The organism is Agarivorans sp. TSD2052, assembly GCF_023238625.1.
GTDB lineage: Bacteria > Pseudomonadota > Gammaproteobacteria > Enterobacterales > Celerinatantimonadaceae > Agarivorans.
Genome location: NZ_CP096670.1, coordinates 2,344,081 through 2,361,496 on the forward strand (window position 1 = coordinate 2,344,081; position 17,416 = coordinate 2,361,496).

Annotated in this window: 15 protein-coding genes; 7 read left to right on the top strand and 8 right to left on the bottom strand. The window is 44.1% G+C overall.

The window, feature by feature from the left end:
* Positions 1-5 precede the first annotated feature (5 nt).
* Entirely contained in the window at positions 6-1,358 is a 1,353-nt protein-coding gene (locus tag M0C34_RS10695; RefSeq protein WP_248711672.1) for an anaerobic sulfatase maturase, read from the bottom strand.
* Between the two features lie 138 nt (positions 1,359-1,496).
* On the opposite strand from M0C34_RS10695, the gene M0C34_RS10700 reads away from it, so the two are divergent.
* Complete coding sequence (locus M0C34_RS10700) at positions 1,497-2,282, top strand: formylglycine-generating enzyme family protein (protein WP_248711673.1); 786 nt, start codon at positions 1,497-1,499, stop codon at positions 2,280-2,282.
* Positions 2,283-2,386: 104 nt separating this feature from the next.
* On the opposite strand, the gene M0C34_RS10705 is transcribed toward M0C34_RS10700, so the two are convergent.
* From M0C34_RS10705 to M0C34_RS10735, 7 genes are all read right to left on the bottom strand, one after another.
* The gene (locus M0C34_RS10705) at positions 2,387-3,298 is read right to left on the bottom strand and encodes a LysR family transcriptional regulator (protein ID WP_248711674.1); all 912 of its coding nucleotides are present in this window, start codon (positions 3,296-3,298) and stop codon (positions 2,387-2,389) included.
* A gap of 99 nt (positions 3,299-3,397) precedes the next feature.
* The gene (locus M0C34_RS10710; protein WP_248711675.1) at positions 3,398-4,669 is read right to left on the bottom strand and encodes a BatD family protein; all 1,272 of its coding nucleotides are present in this window, start codon (positions 4,667-4,669) and stop codon (positions 3,398-3,400) included.
* Positions 4,659-6,380, bottom strand: a complete 1,722-nt coding sequence (locus M0C34_RS10715) for a vWA domain-containing protein (RefSeq protein WP_248711676.1) — start codon at positions 6,378-6,380, stop codon at positions 4,659-4,661. The genes M0C34_RS10710 and M0C34_RS10715 overlap by 11 nt, the downstream gene beginning before the upstream one ends.
* Positions 6,373-7,434, bottom strand: a complete 1,062-nt coding sequence (locus M0C34_RS10720; protein ID WP_248711677.1) for a vWA domain-containing protein — start codon at positions 7,432-7,434, stop codon at positions 6,373-6,375. The genes M0C34_RS10715 and M0C34_RS10720 overlap by 8 nt, the downstream gene beginning before the upstream one ends.
* Positions 7,427-7,924, bottom strand: coding sequence for a DUF4381 family protein (locus tag M0C34_RS10725; protein ID WP_248711678.1), 498 nt, complete (start codon positions 7,922-7,924; stop codon positions 7,427-7,429). The genes M0C34_RS10720 and M0C34_RS10725 overlap by 8 nt, the downstream gene beginning before the upstream one ends.
* Positions 7,921-8,883, bottom strand: a complete 963-nt coding sequence (locus M0C34_RS10730) for a DUF58 domain-containing protein (RefSeq protein WP_248711679.1) — start codon at positions 8,881-8,883, stop codon at positions 7,921-7,923. The genes M0C34_RS10725 and M0C34_RS10730 overlap by 4 nt, the downstream gene beginning before the upstream one ends.
* A 13-nt stretch (positions 8,884-8,896) precedes the next feature.
* A complete protein-coding gene (locus tag M0C34_RS10735; RefSeq protein WP_248711680.1) occupies positions 8,897-9,883 on the bottom strand; it encodes an AAA family ATPase in 987 nt (328 codons plus the stop codon).
* Positions 9,884-10,052: 169 nt separating this feature from the next.
* Between M0C34_RS10735 and M0C34_RS10740 the strand changes: the two genes are divergently transcribed.
* The 6 genes from M0C34_RS10740 to M0C34_RS10765 all read left to right on the top strand — a co-directional run bounded on the left by M0C34_RS10740 (position 10,053) and on the right by M0C34_RS10765 (position 17,375).
* Positions 10,053-11,609 (top strand): arylsulfatase, encoded by a 1,557-nt coding sequence (locus tag M0C34_RS10740; RefSeq protein WP_248711681.1) that lies wholly within the window; start codon positions 10,053-10,055, stop codon positions 11,607-11,609.
* A 78-nt stretch (positions 11,610-11,687) separates the two neighbouring features.
* A complete protein-coding gene (locus M0C34_RS10745; RefSeq protein ID WP_248711682.1) occupies positions 11,688-12,683 on the top strand; it encodes an HAD family hydrolase in 996 nt (331 codons plus the stop codon).
* Between the two features lie 311 nt (positions 12,684-12,994).
* Entirely contained in the window at positions 12,995-13,471 is a 477-nt protein-coding gene (locus M0C34_RS10750; protein ID WP_248711683.1) for a hypothetical protein, read from the top strand.
* Between the two features lie 125 nt (positions 13,472-13,596).
* A complete protein-coding gene (gene secD, locus M0C34_RS10755) occupies positions 13,597-15,381 on the top strand; it encodes a protein translocase subunit SecD (protein ID WP_248711684.1) in 1,785 nt (594 codons plus the stop codon).
* Positions 15,382-15,390: 9 nt separating this feature from the next.
* Positions 15,391-16,287: a protein translocase subunit SecF gene (secF, locus tag M0C34_RS10760; protein ID WP_248715629.1), complete on the top strand. Its 897-nt coding sequence runs from the start codon at positions 15,391-15,393 to the stop codon at positions 16,285-16,287.
* Positions 16,284-17,375, top strand: coding sequence for a calcium:cation antiporter (locus M0C34_RS10765; RefSeq protein WP_248711685.1), 1,092 nt, complete (start codon positions 16,284-16,286; stop codon positions 17,373-17,375). Before secF ends, M0C34_RS10765 begins: the two co-directional genes overlap by 4 nt.
* Positions 17,376-17,416: the final 41 nt, after the last annotated feature.

The window sequence follows — 17,416 nt, forward strand, 5'->3', positions numbered from 1 at the left end:
CAGCCTTAGTATTTAGTTTCAAAGGTGCTAATCAATCTATTACTGCTTTTATTGTCTAAACAATGAAGGCTTAACTCTTGTTGTTTTTCATCGCTGTAGAGACCTTTTTTCACTGGATTTCCGCTAGCGCGAAGCAGGCATGCCAACATTTTATCTGCATGAGCAAAAAATTTGTGCCACCCTGCACACAGATAATTTAGACCGGGTTCACCGTTGCGCGTGCTAATAAAACGGTTTTTAGGACATTCACCATGGCAGGCAAATTTGTAATCACATTGCTGGCACTGAGATGTTAAGCTTCGGGATTTAGCAAAACCAAACCGTTGTTGCTTGTGGCTAAATGCCAAGCTGTCTAATTGTTGCTGATGTATGTTGCCTATTTTATATTCTGGGTATACATAGTGATCACAAGAAAATACGTCACCATTCGGCTCCATTGCTAAGCCTTTGCCACACAACTCATTGAGGGTACAAAGAGGATTAGGCCGCCCCATCCACGTAGCAACACTGGCTTCAAAGTACTGAACATTAACTCTGCCAATATCTCTTGCTACCCATTCATCAAACACAGCAATTAAAAAATTCCCCCATGCCAAATCAGAGACACACCAAGGCTCCATAATGGAATCTTTATCTCCGGGGAAAAGCCGCTTGTCTCCTTGTTTTAGCTGCTGAGCCGTTTTTGGCGCCTGAGGCGCTTCGGTACGAAATGTTTTTTGTTCAACAATAGGAATAAACTGGATCTGCGGTGATTTAACCTCGTCACGCAGAAAACGGTAAACGTCTAATGGGTTTTGACTGGTAAGCTTATTCACACAAGTTAGGGTCGCAAAGTTAACTTTATGTTGATGTAATAGTTCAACCGCCTTCATCACTTGCTTAAAGGTACCGCGTCCAGCCCTGTTGGTTCGATAGGCGTTATGCAGTAATTCTGGACCATCGATGCTCAAGCCAACCAAAAAATTATTAGCGCTCAGAAATTCACACCATGGGGCATTTAGCAATGTGCCATTGGTCTGCAAGTCATTGGAAATTTGAATCCCCGCAGGACGGTATTTATTTTGTAAGGCAACAATTTTTTGAAAGTACTCTAGACCCAGTAGTGTTGGCTCTCCGCCTTGCCAAGAAAATATAATTTCAGGGGTATTTTGTCCTTCGATGTACTGACGAATGTAGGTTTCTAAGGTTTGGTCATCCATTTTAGGTGAGCAGCCTTTTTTATATTCCAGCAAGTCCTGTTTGCTTAGGTAATAACAATAACTACAATCGATATTACAGGCGGCACCAATTGGCTTTGCCATAACATGAAGTCGCTTTGATGCTTTACCGTTAAATTGAGGGCCTTGCATAATTTGCATATTTGTCTGCCAGATGTGTCTTGGTTATCTGTAGCTTAATTGTTCATCGATACCAACGCTCGTTATAGTCTTTATAACCATTAGGAATAGTGGAAAGGGCTAAACTAGAGGCATTAGGTAAACCCCATAAGGTAAGCAATGACAGCGTTCAACAACCGGTATTTAAAGATGATTATTGCACTAAGTTTGCCCGTAATAATCAGCGCTTGCGCAACAAAGCCTGAGCATCCCATCGCGGCATCCATTGAGCAAGATATGGTACTTGTGGAGGGAGGCCAATTTATAATGGGCTCAGATGCTAAGCACGCATCGAAAGCCGAACAACCCGCTAGAGAAGTCCAAGTAGATAGTTTTTACATCGCCAAGTTTGAGGTGACTCAAGGCTTATTTGAGTCAGTCATGGGATCTTCGATGAGCTATTTCCAAGGTGACAATATGCCGGTAAATAACCTCAGTTGGCAGCAAGCCAACTACTTTATAGAACGCTTAAATGCGTTAACCGGTGAAACCTACCGGCTGCCTACCGAAGCAGAGTGGGAATTTGCAGCTATGGGCGGTAATTATAGCCAAGGTTATATCTATAGTGGTTCGAATAATATTGAAGACGTTGCCTGGTATAAAGACAACTCAAACAACCAAGCCCGAGCGGTCGGTTTAAAAGCGCCAAATGAATTAGGTTTGTACGATATGACGGGCAATGTTGGTGAGTTTGTTATTGACGCCTTCGATGACAACTACTACCGATATGGACCCAACAGCAATCCTAATAACGCCCAAGAGAGCGATATAAATCTTAGCCATAAATCGGTTCGTGGTGGGAGCTTTTCTTATAGCGCGGATCAGTCTGAAAACTTCCGACGTGACTTTGCCAGCCAATCCATCATCATGTCTGATATGGGCTTACGCTTAGCCAAAGACCATTAACAATCGGTAAGCCTTAGCCACGCTATAACGTCGCTAAGCCACTGACCAAAATATCGATTTTATTTGATTTATTGTTAAGTTGGCTTAGCAGAAACACTCACATGCTATCGCTCACCTTGCATCTGTTTTGCCGCGGTTTTCAATTTTGCTCTTAACCATTGGTGGGCGCTCTCGTTACTGCGGCTTGGGTGCCATATCATACAAAGATCAATATTGGGTAAGTCGAAAGGCAATGGAACGCCCTTAAGCTTATATTTATTGGCGAAGTCTTTAATGGTTGATTCAGGCAACATACCAATTAGCTCGGTGCCTTCAATAACAGGGAGCATTTCGAGTGCACCAGGTGCTCGATATACGATTCGACGTTGCTCTAAATCACCAAAATCATCAGCCCCTAATAGACTGCGACGAGCATGCCACCGCGATATAACCACATGCTCTTCAGCAAGAAACTGCTCAATGCTAATACTGCTACCGATTCTTGGGTGGTCGGCGCTACACACCACCACCAAATCTTCCGACAAAACGGACTCAAAACTGAGTAGTGTTCTCTCTCTTGGCATCATATCAATAATTAAATCGTGCCGTTGTAAACGTAAATCTGACTCGTAGTCCTCTGTAAACAGTGGATGAACCTCAAGCGAAATATTAGGTGCTGCTTTGTTGATCAATTGGAACAGCTTGGGGATTAATTGATAGTAAGCCGGTGACACGCAAGCAATAGAAAATATTCGGTCAGAGATTTTAGGTTCAAAACTTCTTGAGTTTACCAATGTGGATGCAAAATTTTTCTGCGCCGCTAACATGGCTGGATAAATATCCATCGCAAAGGTGGTGGGTTCTACGCCAGAGGTATTACGATGAAATAAGGGTTCATCGTAGATATCCCGTAGCCTAGATAAAGATTTACTCACCGCTGGCTGGCTGATGCTCAACCTATTTGCCGCTTTAGTGAGATTTTTCTCTTCATAAATGGCGACAAAAACAGGAATAAGATTAAACTCGATACTTTTCATATGCTGCCGCTTAAGTGACAAACCCAAAACGTATAGATTCGCGTCGCTTTGGTCATCTCAGTAAATAGTAAACATTCAGTAAAGTATACGCTAAAACAACTATTTAGAAGCAGAACTTTTATCTTTAAGCCATTTCAGTGCGCGGGGTAATCGCAGTGTTTTACTGCTGATAGTCTGGCTAACACCACGCCAAACCAGCCAATGTAAGGTTCTGCTGTTACTGCCTTTTTGAATCTGTTCACTCTGTGTTACCCAGTTGCGTTCTTGGTTAAAGCGGGATAACTCAACAACACCTTTTTGTCTACGCAACTGTCTATAGATAACCAATCTTGCCAGTGACCAACGTTTTTGTCTCAACGCTAACGCTAGCCTTACGCTCTCCGGATACCCATGACGTTGAAAGTATCGTTGTAAGTAAAAAGAAACCAGAATGGAAATCCCTACAACCACCAGAAAAACCGTTAATTCTAGCCAATAACTCAATAGAAAAGACTTAATGGTGTGGCCAACTGTAACGCTATGCCCTTCGATAATAATGGTTTCTAGCTGTTGAGCATCACTGTTCCACCACAACACGGTGTAAGATGGGAAATCAAGCTCGCCCCCCTGCTGAAGAACATATGTATGTTGCTCTACTCTCGACGATTGGTAATGGCCACGCTCATGAGAGTCATGTAAACGTATCGGTGAGGTATAGGTTTGATAGGCTTTATTCGCAGTGGTTGGCAGTAACTCTGGTATTAAAATCGACAGTGTATCCACCGCATCAACGGCGATGGTTCGAGTTATTACATCCCCGACTTTAAGAGTATTGCTCGACATATCCCAATCTTGGCTCAAGTTCACTGCGCTTGCCGAGAGCCATGTGTGATCATCTGTAATCAAACCACTTGGCATTTTCACATTAAAAAATAACGGTTTAGTATACAAAGTTGCTGACTTTGATTTATTGTCAGGCATAGAGTATTGAACCTGAATAGCCACCGGATCAATCTTGTAGCTTCCTGACACTTGAGGATAGAGCGTGACCTCCCAGCGTTGCCGAGACCATGTTTGGCCATCGATACGCTCGGTATAATTGGTCGCCATAGGATTTCTTTGTTTAACAATCGTATTGGCTATTTCAATATCGCTAATTTTGGTCCCTCTAGTAAACCAACGTGGCGTAGCCACATCAATAGTAAGCACGACTTGTTGATTAACCGCAAAGACTTGATTATTTGCCTCTTGATCCCCCAGCCACGCTTGCAACACTACTTGCTTACTCGCGCTATCCCCTGCGTCCTTCGCAATAGAGACACTCCCCCCAAAAAAAGACGCTAGGATAAGAAATACACTAATAAGACACCGTAATTGCCGCTTATAGACCATTGGTATCTCCATCCTTATTTTGATCACGGTATTGAATGTGGAATTTTGCATGTAAGAACAATTTGGGATCACTTTCTACACGTTTCAGCCATTTGTTTGCGAGTTCTTCGCTACCCAAAATTTCATTTGCATTCAATGTTTCTTTAACCATCAACTCAGCGATTGTTGTCTCTTCGGCGCCATCAGCCGTTTGCGGGTTGTCATCCAGTTCAAAGGATTCCTCCATACTTTCGGTCGTTCCTGTTTGGCTTTTGCTTAAACGGTTAATTTCTTCAACTATTCCATTAATAACATTTAGATTGTGACGCACTTGTTCGCTCAAGTCATGACTAAGACTCGATGACTCAAGCAGCATTGTCAGTAAGTGCCTTGCTGCTATATATTCACGTTGACGAGCCAATGAGCTAGCGGCGTAAAAGTAGCCTAAGTCACTGTCCAATTTAAGAAACTCACTGTGTGCCAAGCTATACTCTGCGGCGTAATAGTAAGCAACGCCCTTACGCAAAGGATCAGAATAGTGTTTGGCGGCAGGTAAATACTGCTGTCGATTAAGTAGCCGCTGTCCCTGTTGATTTGGCGTGAGCCATAAATTTAGCCACCACTGAGTCACTTTGCTGCTTAAAGTGATGGTTTCGCCTAACGGTGCAGGAGATATGTCTTGAACCAAAGCTTGGTTGTTATCATCACGTGTAAAATTCACATCATTAGCCATGGCACTTAGGGGAAACGCACCGGGGATCAAAACAAGCGCGACAAAACACCATTGGACCAACCAGCCTTTACGAAACCACAGTAACAATAACAAGGCTACAGGAAACAGTAAGTAGTATCCCATGTCTTTCCAGGGCATGGCTGATTCACCATTTAAGGTCATATGACTGTTGATTAAACGGTTTAATTGCCGCACATCAGTGTCATCGATGCTTGCTTCAATTAAGCGCCCCTTTGACAGTTGGGCTAACTTTGTTAAAGAACTAATATCTAAGGGGCTTTGGCTGATGATGTCTCGGTTACCCACCGCGAGTACCAACAATTGGTTGGGGCTATCCTTAAAATAGCGTTGATAATGGTCAATTGTTTTCGGTGTCGCGCCATCGGTCATCAATAGTACCGTGTTACCCTGCTGGCCCTTGAACTGCTCATCGATAAGCGACAAAGCTTGCTCGGCAGATTTGCCCCTTACTGGCATAATGTCGAGGCTGATAGCCGATAAAAATGGCGCAAACACCTGCTTATCTTGGGTCGCTGGCATCGCCCAATGCGCCGAACCGGCATACACTATCAGCCCGCTTCTGCCGCCTTGGCGTAATTCCATTAAGTCTTGAATTTTGTGTTTTGCGCGCTCTAAGCGGTTTGGCGCAATATCTTGTTGCAGCATACTTTCACTCACATCCAACACCACCAACAGGCTTGCCTTATCTTCACTGAAAGGTGAAACCAAGCGTTGCCAAGTTGGGCCCGCACAAATGATGATAAGTACACTAAAACCAATGGCCAATACCTTAAGCGGTAGTAGGTTTTTCCAGCCGCGTTGATTTATGGTTAACGCTTTTTTTAAATGCTCAGGCAAAAAGGTGTTACTTTGGTGCTTGGTGGCCATTCTCCATTGCACAAAAAACACGACTGCCATAGGAAGCAGCGCAAACAACCAATGAGGTCGTAAGAAATGAAATTGTGACAGTGCTTGCGACAATATAGAAAAATCAAACATCAGTTTTTCCTTGTAAGCTCGACTGGCGAATATTAGTTACTTTTTGCCTGATCAGCCTTGCCATAGTCAACAAGCCAAATACCGTCATATTTATGCAAACGGCAAACATCACTAAGTATTGGTATACCGTTTGTTGAGTACGAAAAGTCGTTGTTTCGTAGAGAGAAGGTTCTAACTCAGAAATTCGCGAATAAGCCTCGCTTAAGGCTTTTCGATTTATCGCTTCAAAGGCTTCACCGCCGGTTTCACTGGCTACTCGAACAATGGTCTCCATATCGAGGGCTTGCTCACCCACAGTAAGCGGATCTCCCATGGCAATCATATGGATCCTTAGCCCTTTAACAGCGGCAACTTTCGCGGCATCAATGGGCTCAACAAAGCTACCGGTATCATTGCCATCGGTTAACACTATCGCCACTTTCTCTCTAGGTAGCTCATCCTGGTTAAGACTATAATCTTGATGTTCAAACACCTTTATAGCTAGCCCTATGGCGTCGCCTAAATGAGTACTGGGGCCAGCCATTGCGACTTCAGTTTGGTCGAGTAAAGCCAACCAAACATCTAGATCAGAAGTAAACGGGGTTTGTACAAATGCCGCATCGCCAAATAAAATCATGCCAAGGCGATCGCCTTCCCTAGACTGTACAAATTCTTTTAGGACATGCTTAACAGCCGTTAAACGGTCTAGTTTTTCTCCGTCGCTAGAAACAAAATCCTGTTCAGCCATTGACGCCGACAAATCAATCACCACCATCACATCACGACCATAGCTTTCCCTAACCAATGGTTCACCTAATACCGTTGGTTTTGCCATCGCGCTAACCAAACATAACCAAGACAAAATAAGAATGCTTTTTTGCCAAGCATTGGCTTTTAGTTGTTGTGCGCCTTGCTGGGGTTTTTCTCCGATAGCTTGACTAATCAGCTCGAAAAACGACACCTTTGTCGCTTGCTGTTTGGTGCGATAGGCAGGACTAAACCAATAAACCACCAGCGGAAGCGGTAAGGCTAAAAACCAAAATGGGTAAGCAAATTCAAGGCTACTCTCAATCATGGGCTGGTCCACTATGGTGGCGTAGCCACAATACCAACTGCTTGAGTAACAACTGCTTTTGTTGATTAGTCAGGCTAACTTTGGCGTTAACAATTGAGAGCATCCATAACTGACCCAATTCACCAGTAAAGTTTGCTGTCATAGGGGATGAATAGCGCTCTAACGATAACAGAAATTGTTCGCCAAAATGGCTGCCTGCGCGCCTATCTAAATGGCTTAACGCCGCTTTTGTTATGGTAAACAAATGATAGCCAAACTGCTGTTGATTGATGTCGATGCTATGCAGCGCTTTTATCGCCTGTTTCCGATAACGGTTACACCACCAAAACATCACCCATTTACTCACTGCACAAACAGCGATAACCATCAGTAATAGCGCGACGACTTTCCACGCCATAGTTTGCGGTAACCCACTAACGGACTCTGGGATCGCGACGTCAATTAAGTCTCGCAATATATAGGTACTGGGTGCGTTATGCTCTGTGATCATCGCCCACCTACCATCTTCTTGAATTGTAAGATATGGTCGCCAGAGGTATTCAGCGCTACCAGTGGAATGTTGTTGTTCAGCATCAACTTTGCCAATTGTTGACGAGTACTATCTGCCCTTAAGCGCAGCTGCTGGTTAATTTTGTCCACGCTAGATTGGCTATCAATAGCGAGTTGGTGGCTGCCATTACCCATCACCCAGCTTTGTTTTGAAACCGCATTAGGCAGTTTTAGTTCTAGGGGATCGGTTATAGAGATCGCTAACACGTCATTGTGTTGCCGCAATGGGATTAACTGCGACAGTTGTGACACTGATGCATCAGCCCAATCGCTAATTAAAATCAAGGTAGTAGACCTAAGTTTCAAACGAGTAAGCAAATGAACTATTCCGTTAAAGTGGGACTCGGGTGAGTCTACAGAGCTTACCGATAGCTGTTGATTGGCGGCTGCAATTGCTTTTAATTGGGCTAACAGGTCATGCTGTGAACGTTTAGCTTTACTCCACTTAATTTTGTCCTTGTCAGAAATGACAAAGCCTACTCTGTCATTGTCCTTTAGTACTCGCCATGCGCACAACGCAGCCACTTCTGCAGCAACCACCGATTTCATTACTTGAATAGAAGAGAAAAACATACTGCTTCTTTGATCAACCCAAATTAAAACGTTGCGGTCTTTCTCTTCAGTGTAATTACGAATATGTGGCTTACCGGTTCGTAAGGTTACTTTCCAATCTAGATGACGAATATCATCACCGAGTTGATAGTGCCTCAACTCATCAAAATTGAGCCCTCGGCCCCTAAACCTAGACTGGTGCCGTCCAGACAATACACTGCCAGCCTTAAGCCTTGGCAATAGGCTCAATGACTGAGCCTGAGACTGCAAGCGCACAAGTTGCGCATAATCACAGTGGATCCTTGAGTCTGTGCTGTTAGATATATTGTTAGCGCGGGGCTTCACCATGGCTTGGTCACCTTTAGCCTATTACTACATGATCAAGCAAGGTATTTACCACCGTTTGATGATCAATCCCGTCGGCCAATGCATCGTAGGATAGACAAAAGCGATGGCCTAACACCTGAGTAGCTATCGCTCGCACATCATCTGGTAGCACATAATCACGCCCTTCGAGCCAAGCATAGGCACGCGCACATTTATCCAGTGCTATCGATGCCCGAGGACTAGCGCCTACGTCTATCCATTGTGCTAATTGTGTGGCCGGATACCGAGCGGGTTTACGGGTAGCCATCACCAAGGCAACTATGTATTTCTCAACGAGTTCAGAAACATCAATATTGCTTAATTCGCGCCTTGCCGCAAAAATCGCTTCTGGCTCAATGCTTGTTACAACGGCACCATCAACATTAGATCTTGGGGCATTTGTTTCCTCACCTCTTACTAAACGGATAATCGCTAATTCAGCGTCATCTTCTGGGTAATCAACATTTATCTTCATGATAAAACGATCCATTTGAGCCTCGGGTAATGGGTAAGTACCCTCTTGCTCAACCGGGTTTTGGGTAGCCAACACCATAAAAAGTTCAGGTAAGCGATGTGTTTGGTCACTAACAGTTACTGTTGATTCGGCCATCGCTTCTAACAACGCTGCCTGTACTTTAGGCGGAGCACGATTTATTTCATCGGCCAGAACAATGTTATTGAAGATAGGACCGGCTTGAAATTTAAGCTGTGGCTTACCCTCTAGCTCTTGATACGTTTCGGTACCCGTCACATCAGATGGCAACAAGTCAGGGGTAAACTGAATACGCCCAAAGTGGCTATTTAAGCTATTAGCTAATGCCTTAACAGATCGCGTTTTAGCGGTACCAGGAACCCCTTCAAGCAAAACATGCCCGTTAGTTAATAAGCCGATGACTAAAGCTCGTACTACGTGGGTTTGTCCAACAACCTCTTGTTCTATCGCTGAAATTAGTTGATTAATTTGACTCTGTGTCTGGTTCATAGTTTACCCACCAATGTTGTTATAACGATCTTAACTGAAGGCCTCATAACATTTGGTTATAGTCACTATAAAGCGACAGCTATTGGTATTGGGATTACTTTAATCGCTGACAAACGTTACCGATCTTTAACGTTTCTATTCCCAATAATAAATTACAGATGGAGTCCTTATGACTACCCATATAAACAAAGTCGCAGTGGGTGTTGGCTTAATCGCTACTTCCGGCGCTGCAGTTGCTGCCTCTCAACCCAACATTCTTGCGATCTGGGGTGACGACATTGGCATCTTTAACATCAGCGCTTACAACAACGGTATGATGGGTTACCAGACACCCAATATTGACCGTATTGCCAGCGAAGGCGCTCTGTTTACTGACCATTATGGACAACAGTCCTGTACGGCGGGACGCGCCGCATTTCTCACCGGGCAAGAACCGTTTCGTACCGGTTTGTTAACTATTGGAATGCCCGGCTCAGACCACGGCATTCCTGACTGGGCTCCGACAATTGCCGACTTGTTAAAAGAACGTGGCTACATGACCGCCCAGTTTGGTAAAAACCACATGGGCGACCAAGATAAACATCTCCCAACAAATCATGGATTTGATGAATTCTTCGGTAACCTTTATCACCTTAATGCCGAAGAAGAGCCTGAAACTTACTACTACCCTAAAGACCCGGAGTTTCGCAAAAACTTCGGCCCTCGGGGCGTCATTAAGTCAAGTGCCGACGGCAAAATTGAAGACACCGGTCCAATGACGCGTAAGCGTATGGAAACAGCCGATGAAGAATTTTTAGAGGAGTCTTTAGCCTTTATGGAAAAGGCCGTTAAAGCGGATAAGCCGTTTTTCATCTGGCATAACACCACGCGTATGCATGTATGGACACGCCTGCAAGAGAAATATCAAGGCGCTTCAGGCATATCGATTTATGCCGACGGTATGCTAGAACACGATGATCATGTGGGTATTCTTCTAGACAAACTCGATGATCTAGGAATTGCCGACAATACCATCGTTATTTACTCAACGGACAATGGCGCTGAAACAGCGTCATGGCCTGATGGCGGCGCAAGCTTTTTTCATGGTGAAAAAGGCACAACCTACGAAGGTGGGATGCGCGTTCCACAACTAGTACGCTGGCCTGGAGTTATCGAGCCCGGCGCAAAAATTAACGATATCATGTCACATAAAGACTGGATCCCAACGCTATTAGCCGCTGCTGGCGATGACCAAGTGGTAGAAAAGCTTAAATCTGAAGACGGTGCTCGTTACAACGGAAAGAATTGGCGAGTTCACTTAGATGGCTACAACTTTATGCCTTACTTTGAAGGAAAAACCGAAAAAGGCCCGCGCGACTCTATGTTTTATTTCTCTGCAAACGCTGAGTTAAATGCAGTTCGTTGGAATGATTTTAAGGTTTCATTCGCAGTAATGGAAGGTAACATCTCCGATGCTGTTCGTTTTCAACCTAACTGGCCACAAATTGTTCACCTCCGTGCTGACCCATTTGAAAAAGCCCCTCACGAGTCAGGTTTATACCTACGTTGGATGGCTGATAATATGTGGTTATTCGTACCTGTAGCTAGTCAGGTGCAACCATTTATTGAATCAGTTAATCAATACCCCTTCCAACCAAGCCAAGTACTAAACCTAGGCAATTTTAATCAAGATGTATTCATGCTGAAAAATAAACTGAATCAACTTGAGCAAGCCGCTGGCAAGTAAGCGCGGTAACGTTGCCAACTAAACCTTACTAGAGCCACTTTAACAGTGGCTTTTTCATAAGCTCTTTTGGGTGAATATATGTTAAGTAGAATCAAATTAATTATTATTTCTATAAGTATTTTGGGCGCTTTCAAGGCCTATGCCGACAATGACCCTTTGCCTTCTTGGAATAACGGTGACACTAAACAAAGTATTATTTCTTTCGTTAACCAAGTGACCGATAAAAATTCACCTCATTACGTGCCAGTGGCCGAGCGCATAGTAACCCTAGATAACGACGGTACCCTATGGAGTGAACAGCCAATGTATTTCCAGTTGTATTTCGCCTTAGACAGGCTACAAAAACTGGCGATAAAGGACCCTAAACTGGCCGAACAAGAACCCTATGCAGCAGCGCTTAAAGGAGACATCAAGCCATTACTAGCAGCAGGAGATGAAGCACTACTATATCTAGCCTCACACACGTTTACCGGAATGACTGTCAGCGAATACCACCAAATGGTCGAAACGTGGGTAAGTACGGCTAAACACCCAACAAAGGATAAGCTATTTACCGAGCTGGTTTATCAACCCATGATTGAGATGATCAACTATCTAAAAGCCAACGACTTTAAACCCTATATTGTTTCTGGTGGAGGCATAGAGTTTGTTCGTCCATGGGCCGAAAAAGTTTACGGTATACCTCCAGAGCAAGTCATTGGCAGCAGCTTTAAAACCGAGTATCAAATGCATGACGGAAAGGCGGTACTGATAAAAAAAGCCGAGTTACAGTTTGTTAACGACAAAAATATGAAGCCGGTTGCGATTAACCACCACATTGGTCGTAAGCCAATTATGGCATTTGGTAACTCTGACGGTGATCTTGCTATGTTACATTGGACAACTTCAGATTCTACGCCAAGTATGAGTGTGTATATTCATCATACTGATGCCACACGTGAATGGGCTTATGACCGCGATTCACCTATTGGCCAACTAGATCAAGGCCTCATTGATGCTAAGCAAAACAGTTGGCCTGTAGTAGATATGAAAAATGATTGGAAGGTTGTTTACCCTTACGAGTTAAAGCAATAATTTTTAACTAGCCGTTTTCACGCAGAAGGAAGCTATAAAGCAACCTTCTTTTACTTTTTGGCGATGATCACACTTAAGAAATGGTTAAAGAACATTACCAGGTATCTATTGACAAAAAATACTCACTAATTGATCAAGCGCACCGCCAGTTATAAAACCCCACCATGTAAACAGAGGCTGGTTAAACAGGCTAGGCAAACATTAGAAGAATAGGATAAAACCCCACTTATTAGTCCGAAAAACAGATTTTACCATTGCTTGAAAAGCCAGTTTTTAGTAAAATATTGGCCTTCTATTTGATAGGTGTTTCGTTGAAATATTTTTGGCGTAAGTTTTTCTTAGTTAGCCTTATAACACTATGCTCTCACATTGTGACAGCTCAAGTGGCTACATCTGCGCCTTCGGATAACTCGGTTCTCTCTACCTTTCAAATTGAAGCTTTAGATTCATTGGTCAGTCAAAAGTCCTTTAATAGTATTGAACATGAGAATGGCTACTTAGACAGTGAAGACGAACATTCACAATTAAAAGCTTTTTCGTCCTATTTTCTAAATTCCTTAAGGCGTGTTGAGTCTAGTGACCATTGTGCTGCCTATGGCGTAAGTCCCGACTACTTTTTATTATTCGCTCTATTGCCCCCCCTTCTATTTGAGCTTGCTCAACTTGCTAGTCCGATTCAAAAAACCCAGTTTCATTGGACTGCTAACGTTAGTACTACACGCTCAAGAATTTCCGGATGGAAAGAAGCAAACACGCTTTATACCCACAATAATTCACACCTAAGTTAACTCTCTTCGCCCAATCAATTTGGGCAATAAAAATAACGCAAATACATCTATAAGCTGTTGTTTATGTTGAATGACATTTTTGACAGAGCTTGCGTACTTTATTTTTTCTAAAAGAGAATTACCCCGTGAAAAAAACCAGTTCCCCAATAAATCACTATGCTAAATGGAAATATGCTGTGCTTATATTTAGCGTAGTGGTTATGACTTTGAGTGCTCTACCCTCTTGGTATGGTGACAATGCAGCACTGCATATTACTAGCAGAAATCAAACAACCGACGTGGCCAACCTTGCGCGCTATTTCAATGATAGCGATATTGATTTTCTAGACATCTATCAGCAAGGCGATAGAACGGTAGTGGTATTGGACCAACCCGCTCAACAGGCGAAGGCTCAACAACTATTGGCTAATAAGCTAGGAGACGATATTACTGTGGCGCTGGCCATTGAGCCGGCGGCACCAAATTGGCTGTTGAATGCTGGTTTCTCACCGATATCGTTGGGTCTAGATTTAAGAGGTGGCGTACAGTTTCTTCTAGAGGTTGATATGAAGCCTGTCTATCAAGCTCACGCTCAAATGCTTATTGACGAAATTAGGCAAGAAATCCCGCGAAGTCGTGGTCGTCAGCAAGATGAAATCGCACGAATCACCCTGCCATCTAGCGGTGATGTTGCACATGTTCGCCAACACATTCGTGAGAACTTTCCCCATTGGCAGTTAAGCGCTTCTGGTAAAACCGTCACCCTACAATTAGCGGAAGAAGAGAAAGCCACCCTCAGAAATTTAACGGTTCAGCAGAACCTACAGATTATGCGTAGCCGAATCGAAGAGCTCGGTATTACTGAAGCTATCGTGCAACGCCAAGGCGAAAATCGAATTCGCATTGAACTGCCAGGAGTACAAGATCCATCGGCGGCCAAAGATGTGATAGGAGCCACCGCCTCGCTGGCTTTCCACGCGATGCCTAGAAATGTGGGCCAGCAAACCCAACAATTGCTCGACAGTGATGGCAACCGTTTGTCAATTGCTCGAAGAGCCGTACTCGGTGGAGAACATATCATTGATGCGCGAGCCGGTATGGGTGAAATGGGGGGTTCCGAAGTTAATATATCGCTTGATTCTGTAGGCGGCAGAATGATGGCTAACTTTTCTCGTGCAAATATCGGCGAGCCGATGGCCACGGTATACAGCGAATACAGCAGAGACGCAAAGGGGAATAGTCAAAAAGTCAGTACCGTTATCAGTGTGGCCACTATTCAATCTCAGTTAGGTAATCGTTTTAGAATTACTGGCGCTGGCAGCATGCAAGATGCTCAAGAACTGGCTCTGTTACTAAGAGCTGGGTCATTAACTGCACCGGTCACTATTATTGAAGAAAGAACCATAGGCCCATCACTCGGCGCTGAAAATGTAAAAAATGGCTTTGGAGCCTTAGCCCTAGGTTTAGGCCTAACCCTCAGCTTTATTGCGCTGTGGTACAGGCGCTTAGGTTGGGTGGCCAATGCTGCTTTGATAACCAATATGGTATGTCTATTTGGCTTGATAGCCTTATTACCCGGTGCCGTTCTTACCCTACCCGGTATTGCTGGACTGGTGCTAACTGTTGGCATGGCAGTAGATACTAATGTGCTAATTTTTGAACGCATAAAAGACAAAATGAAAGAAGGTCGAACTTTTGCGCAATCTATTGATCGAGGATTTCAAAGTGCTTTTGGTTCGATTTTCGATGCCAATTTAACCACCATGATTGTTGCCGTTGCCCTTTACTCAATCGGCAATGGCCCCATACAAGGCTTCGCTCTAACACTGGGTTTAGGCTTGCTAACCAGCATGTTTACTGGGATTTTTGCTTCTCGAGCACTGATCAATTTGGTTTGGGGGCGTGATCAACGCCGTGACCTAAGGTTATAGACAATGACTATTTCTAATAATTTGCTTACTCGTATCCGCTTGCTGATGTCTGGTATGTCAGTCCTTCTATTCATCTTTGCGGTAACGCTAATTAGTGTAAAAAGCTTTAACTGGGGGCTTGATTTTACTGGCGGTGTGGTCGCTGAAGTCAGGCTAGATAAATCACTGAAGCTTAACGAGCTTAAGTCGCACCTTGATCGTTCTCTAGCTCAAGATGTGCAGGTGATTAGCTCAGCTGAATCTGGCAGATGGCTGGTTCGTTACAACCAACCCGACGCAATTAGCGAGCCACTCGCCAGCACCTTGGGGTCGATCAGTGAGTCGGTAGAAGTGCTAAATAGTAGCGTTGTTGGCCCACAAGTTGGCCAAGATATGGTCGAACAAGGAAGCTTAGCCATGTTTGCTTGTTTTATACTCACCATGATCTATTTGAGCTTTAGATTTGAATGGCGCCTCGCTTTAGGCGCGTTGTCGGCATTGATCTATGACGTAGTGATCGTTATAGGCCTGTTTTCCTTAACAGGCATGGAGTTTAACCTGACGATTTTAGCGGCAGTATTAGCCGTGTTAGGTTATTCGCTCAATGATTCTATCATCATTGCTGATCGGGCCCGCGAGCTGTTAAGAGCCAATCCGAAAGGCGATACAAATATCATTATTAACGACACATTAAGAGCAACCGTGTCGAGAACTTTAGTGACCTCTGGCACAACACTAGCCACAGTATCAAGTTTGTGGCTACTAGGAGGCCCTGCGCTAGAAGGTTTTGCCATCGCATTATGTCTAGGTATTGCCAGTGGGACTTGGTCTTCAGTGTCTTTGGGGGTGACCTTGCCACAAATGATTGGTTTAAAACCAGAGCACTATCAAGTTAAAGATATTGATACTAAAGAGGCCTACCTATGAGCCGCTTCCTCAAACAAGAATATGTTTTAGTTGTCGGTATTCTGACTGTTTTACTGTTTAAGTTAATGGGTGACGAGTTACTGCACAGTAGTATCACATCAGTGCCTAGTGTTGTGCTAATTGCGGTGCTGTTTGTGGTGGTGATGGCGTCAATTTTTGCGGTAGTGAGACACTCTGATGCTTTAGCAATAAAGCTTGGTGACCCCTATGGCACGCTAATACTGACCCTTTCAGTGGTGATACTTGAAGTGGTGATGATCTCGTCAGTCATGTTGACTGGAGACGCCAACCCAGTATTGGCCAGAGATACCATGTTTGCGGTTATTATGACGGTACTAAATGGCCTAGTGGGCTTAACCCTGCTGTTAGGCGGGCTTAAGTATCATACCCAAAAATACAATATCGAAGGATTAAAGTCTTACTTGGTCGCTATCATCCCACTGGCGATTTTGTGTTTGATTTTACCCAACTTCACTCGAGTGGATGACGCGGGCTCTATGTCGGCGGTAATGACCGCTACCCTCGTGTTAGTGTCAATTTCACTGTATGCCGTGTTTTTGTTCATTCAAACTAAAAGCCATACCCACTTTTTTATCGATGAAGATCATCAGGATGAAGAGGAGTTCCATGGCCCAATTGGCAGCAATTTGTATCACGCACTACTGCTGATTGGATACCTCATCGTCGTTATATTTTTAGCGAAGAGTTTTGCTATCCCCATCGATAGCACCATTAACTTGTTAGGTGCTCCACAAGCACTTGGTGGATTTGTCGTTGCGGTACTGGTCTTAGCACCTGAAGCCGTTGGCGCTGCGAAGGCGGCGCTAAACAATCAATTACAGCGGGCAATGAATCTGTTCTTTGGCTCGGTTTTAGCCACCATCGCCTTGACAGTGCCCGCAGTATTACTCCTCTCTGGGCTAATTAACCAGCCTATACACTTAGGCCTCAGGCCCTCCGAAATGGTGCTGTTATGTGCAACATTAATGGTGGCGAGTTTAAGCTTTAGCAGTGGTAAAACGAACTCCTTAAACGGGGCGACCCACTTAGTTCTGTTTTTTGCCTACTTAATATTGATGTTTGAATAAACCTGTTCGACCCACAGAAACCTTGTGCCTCGGCACAAGGT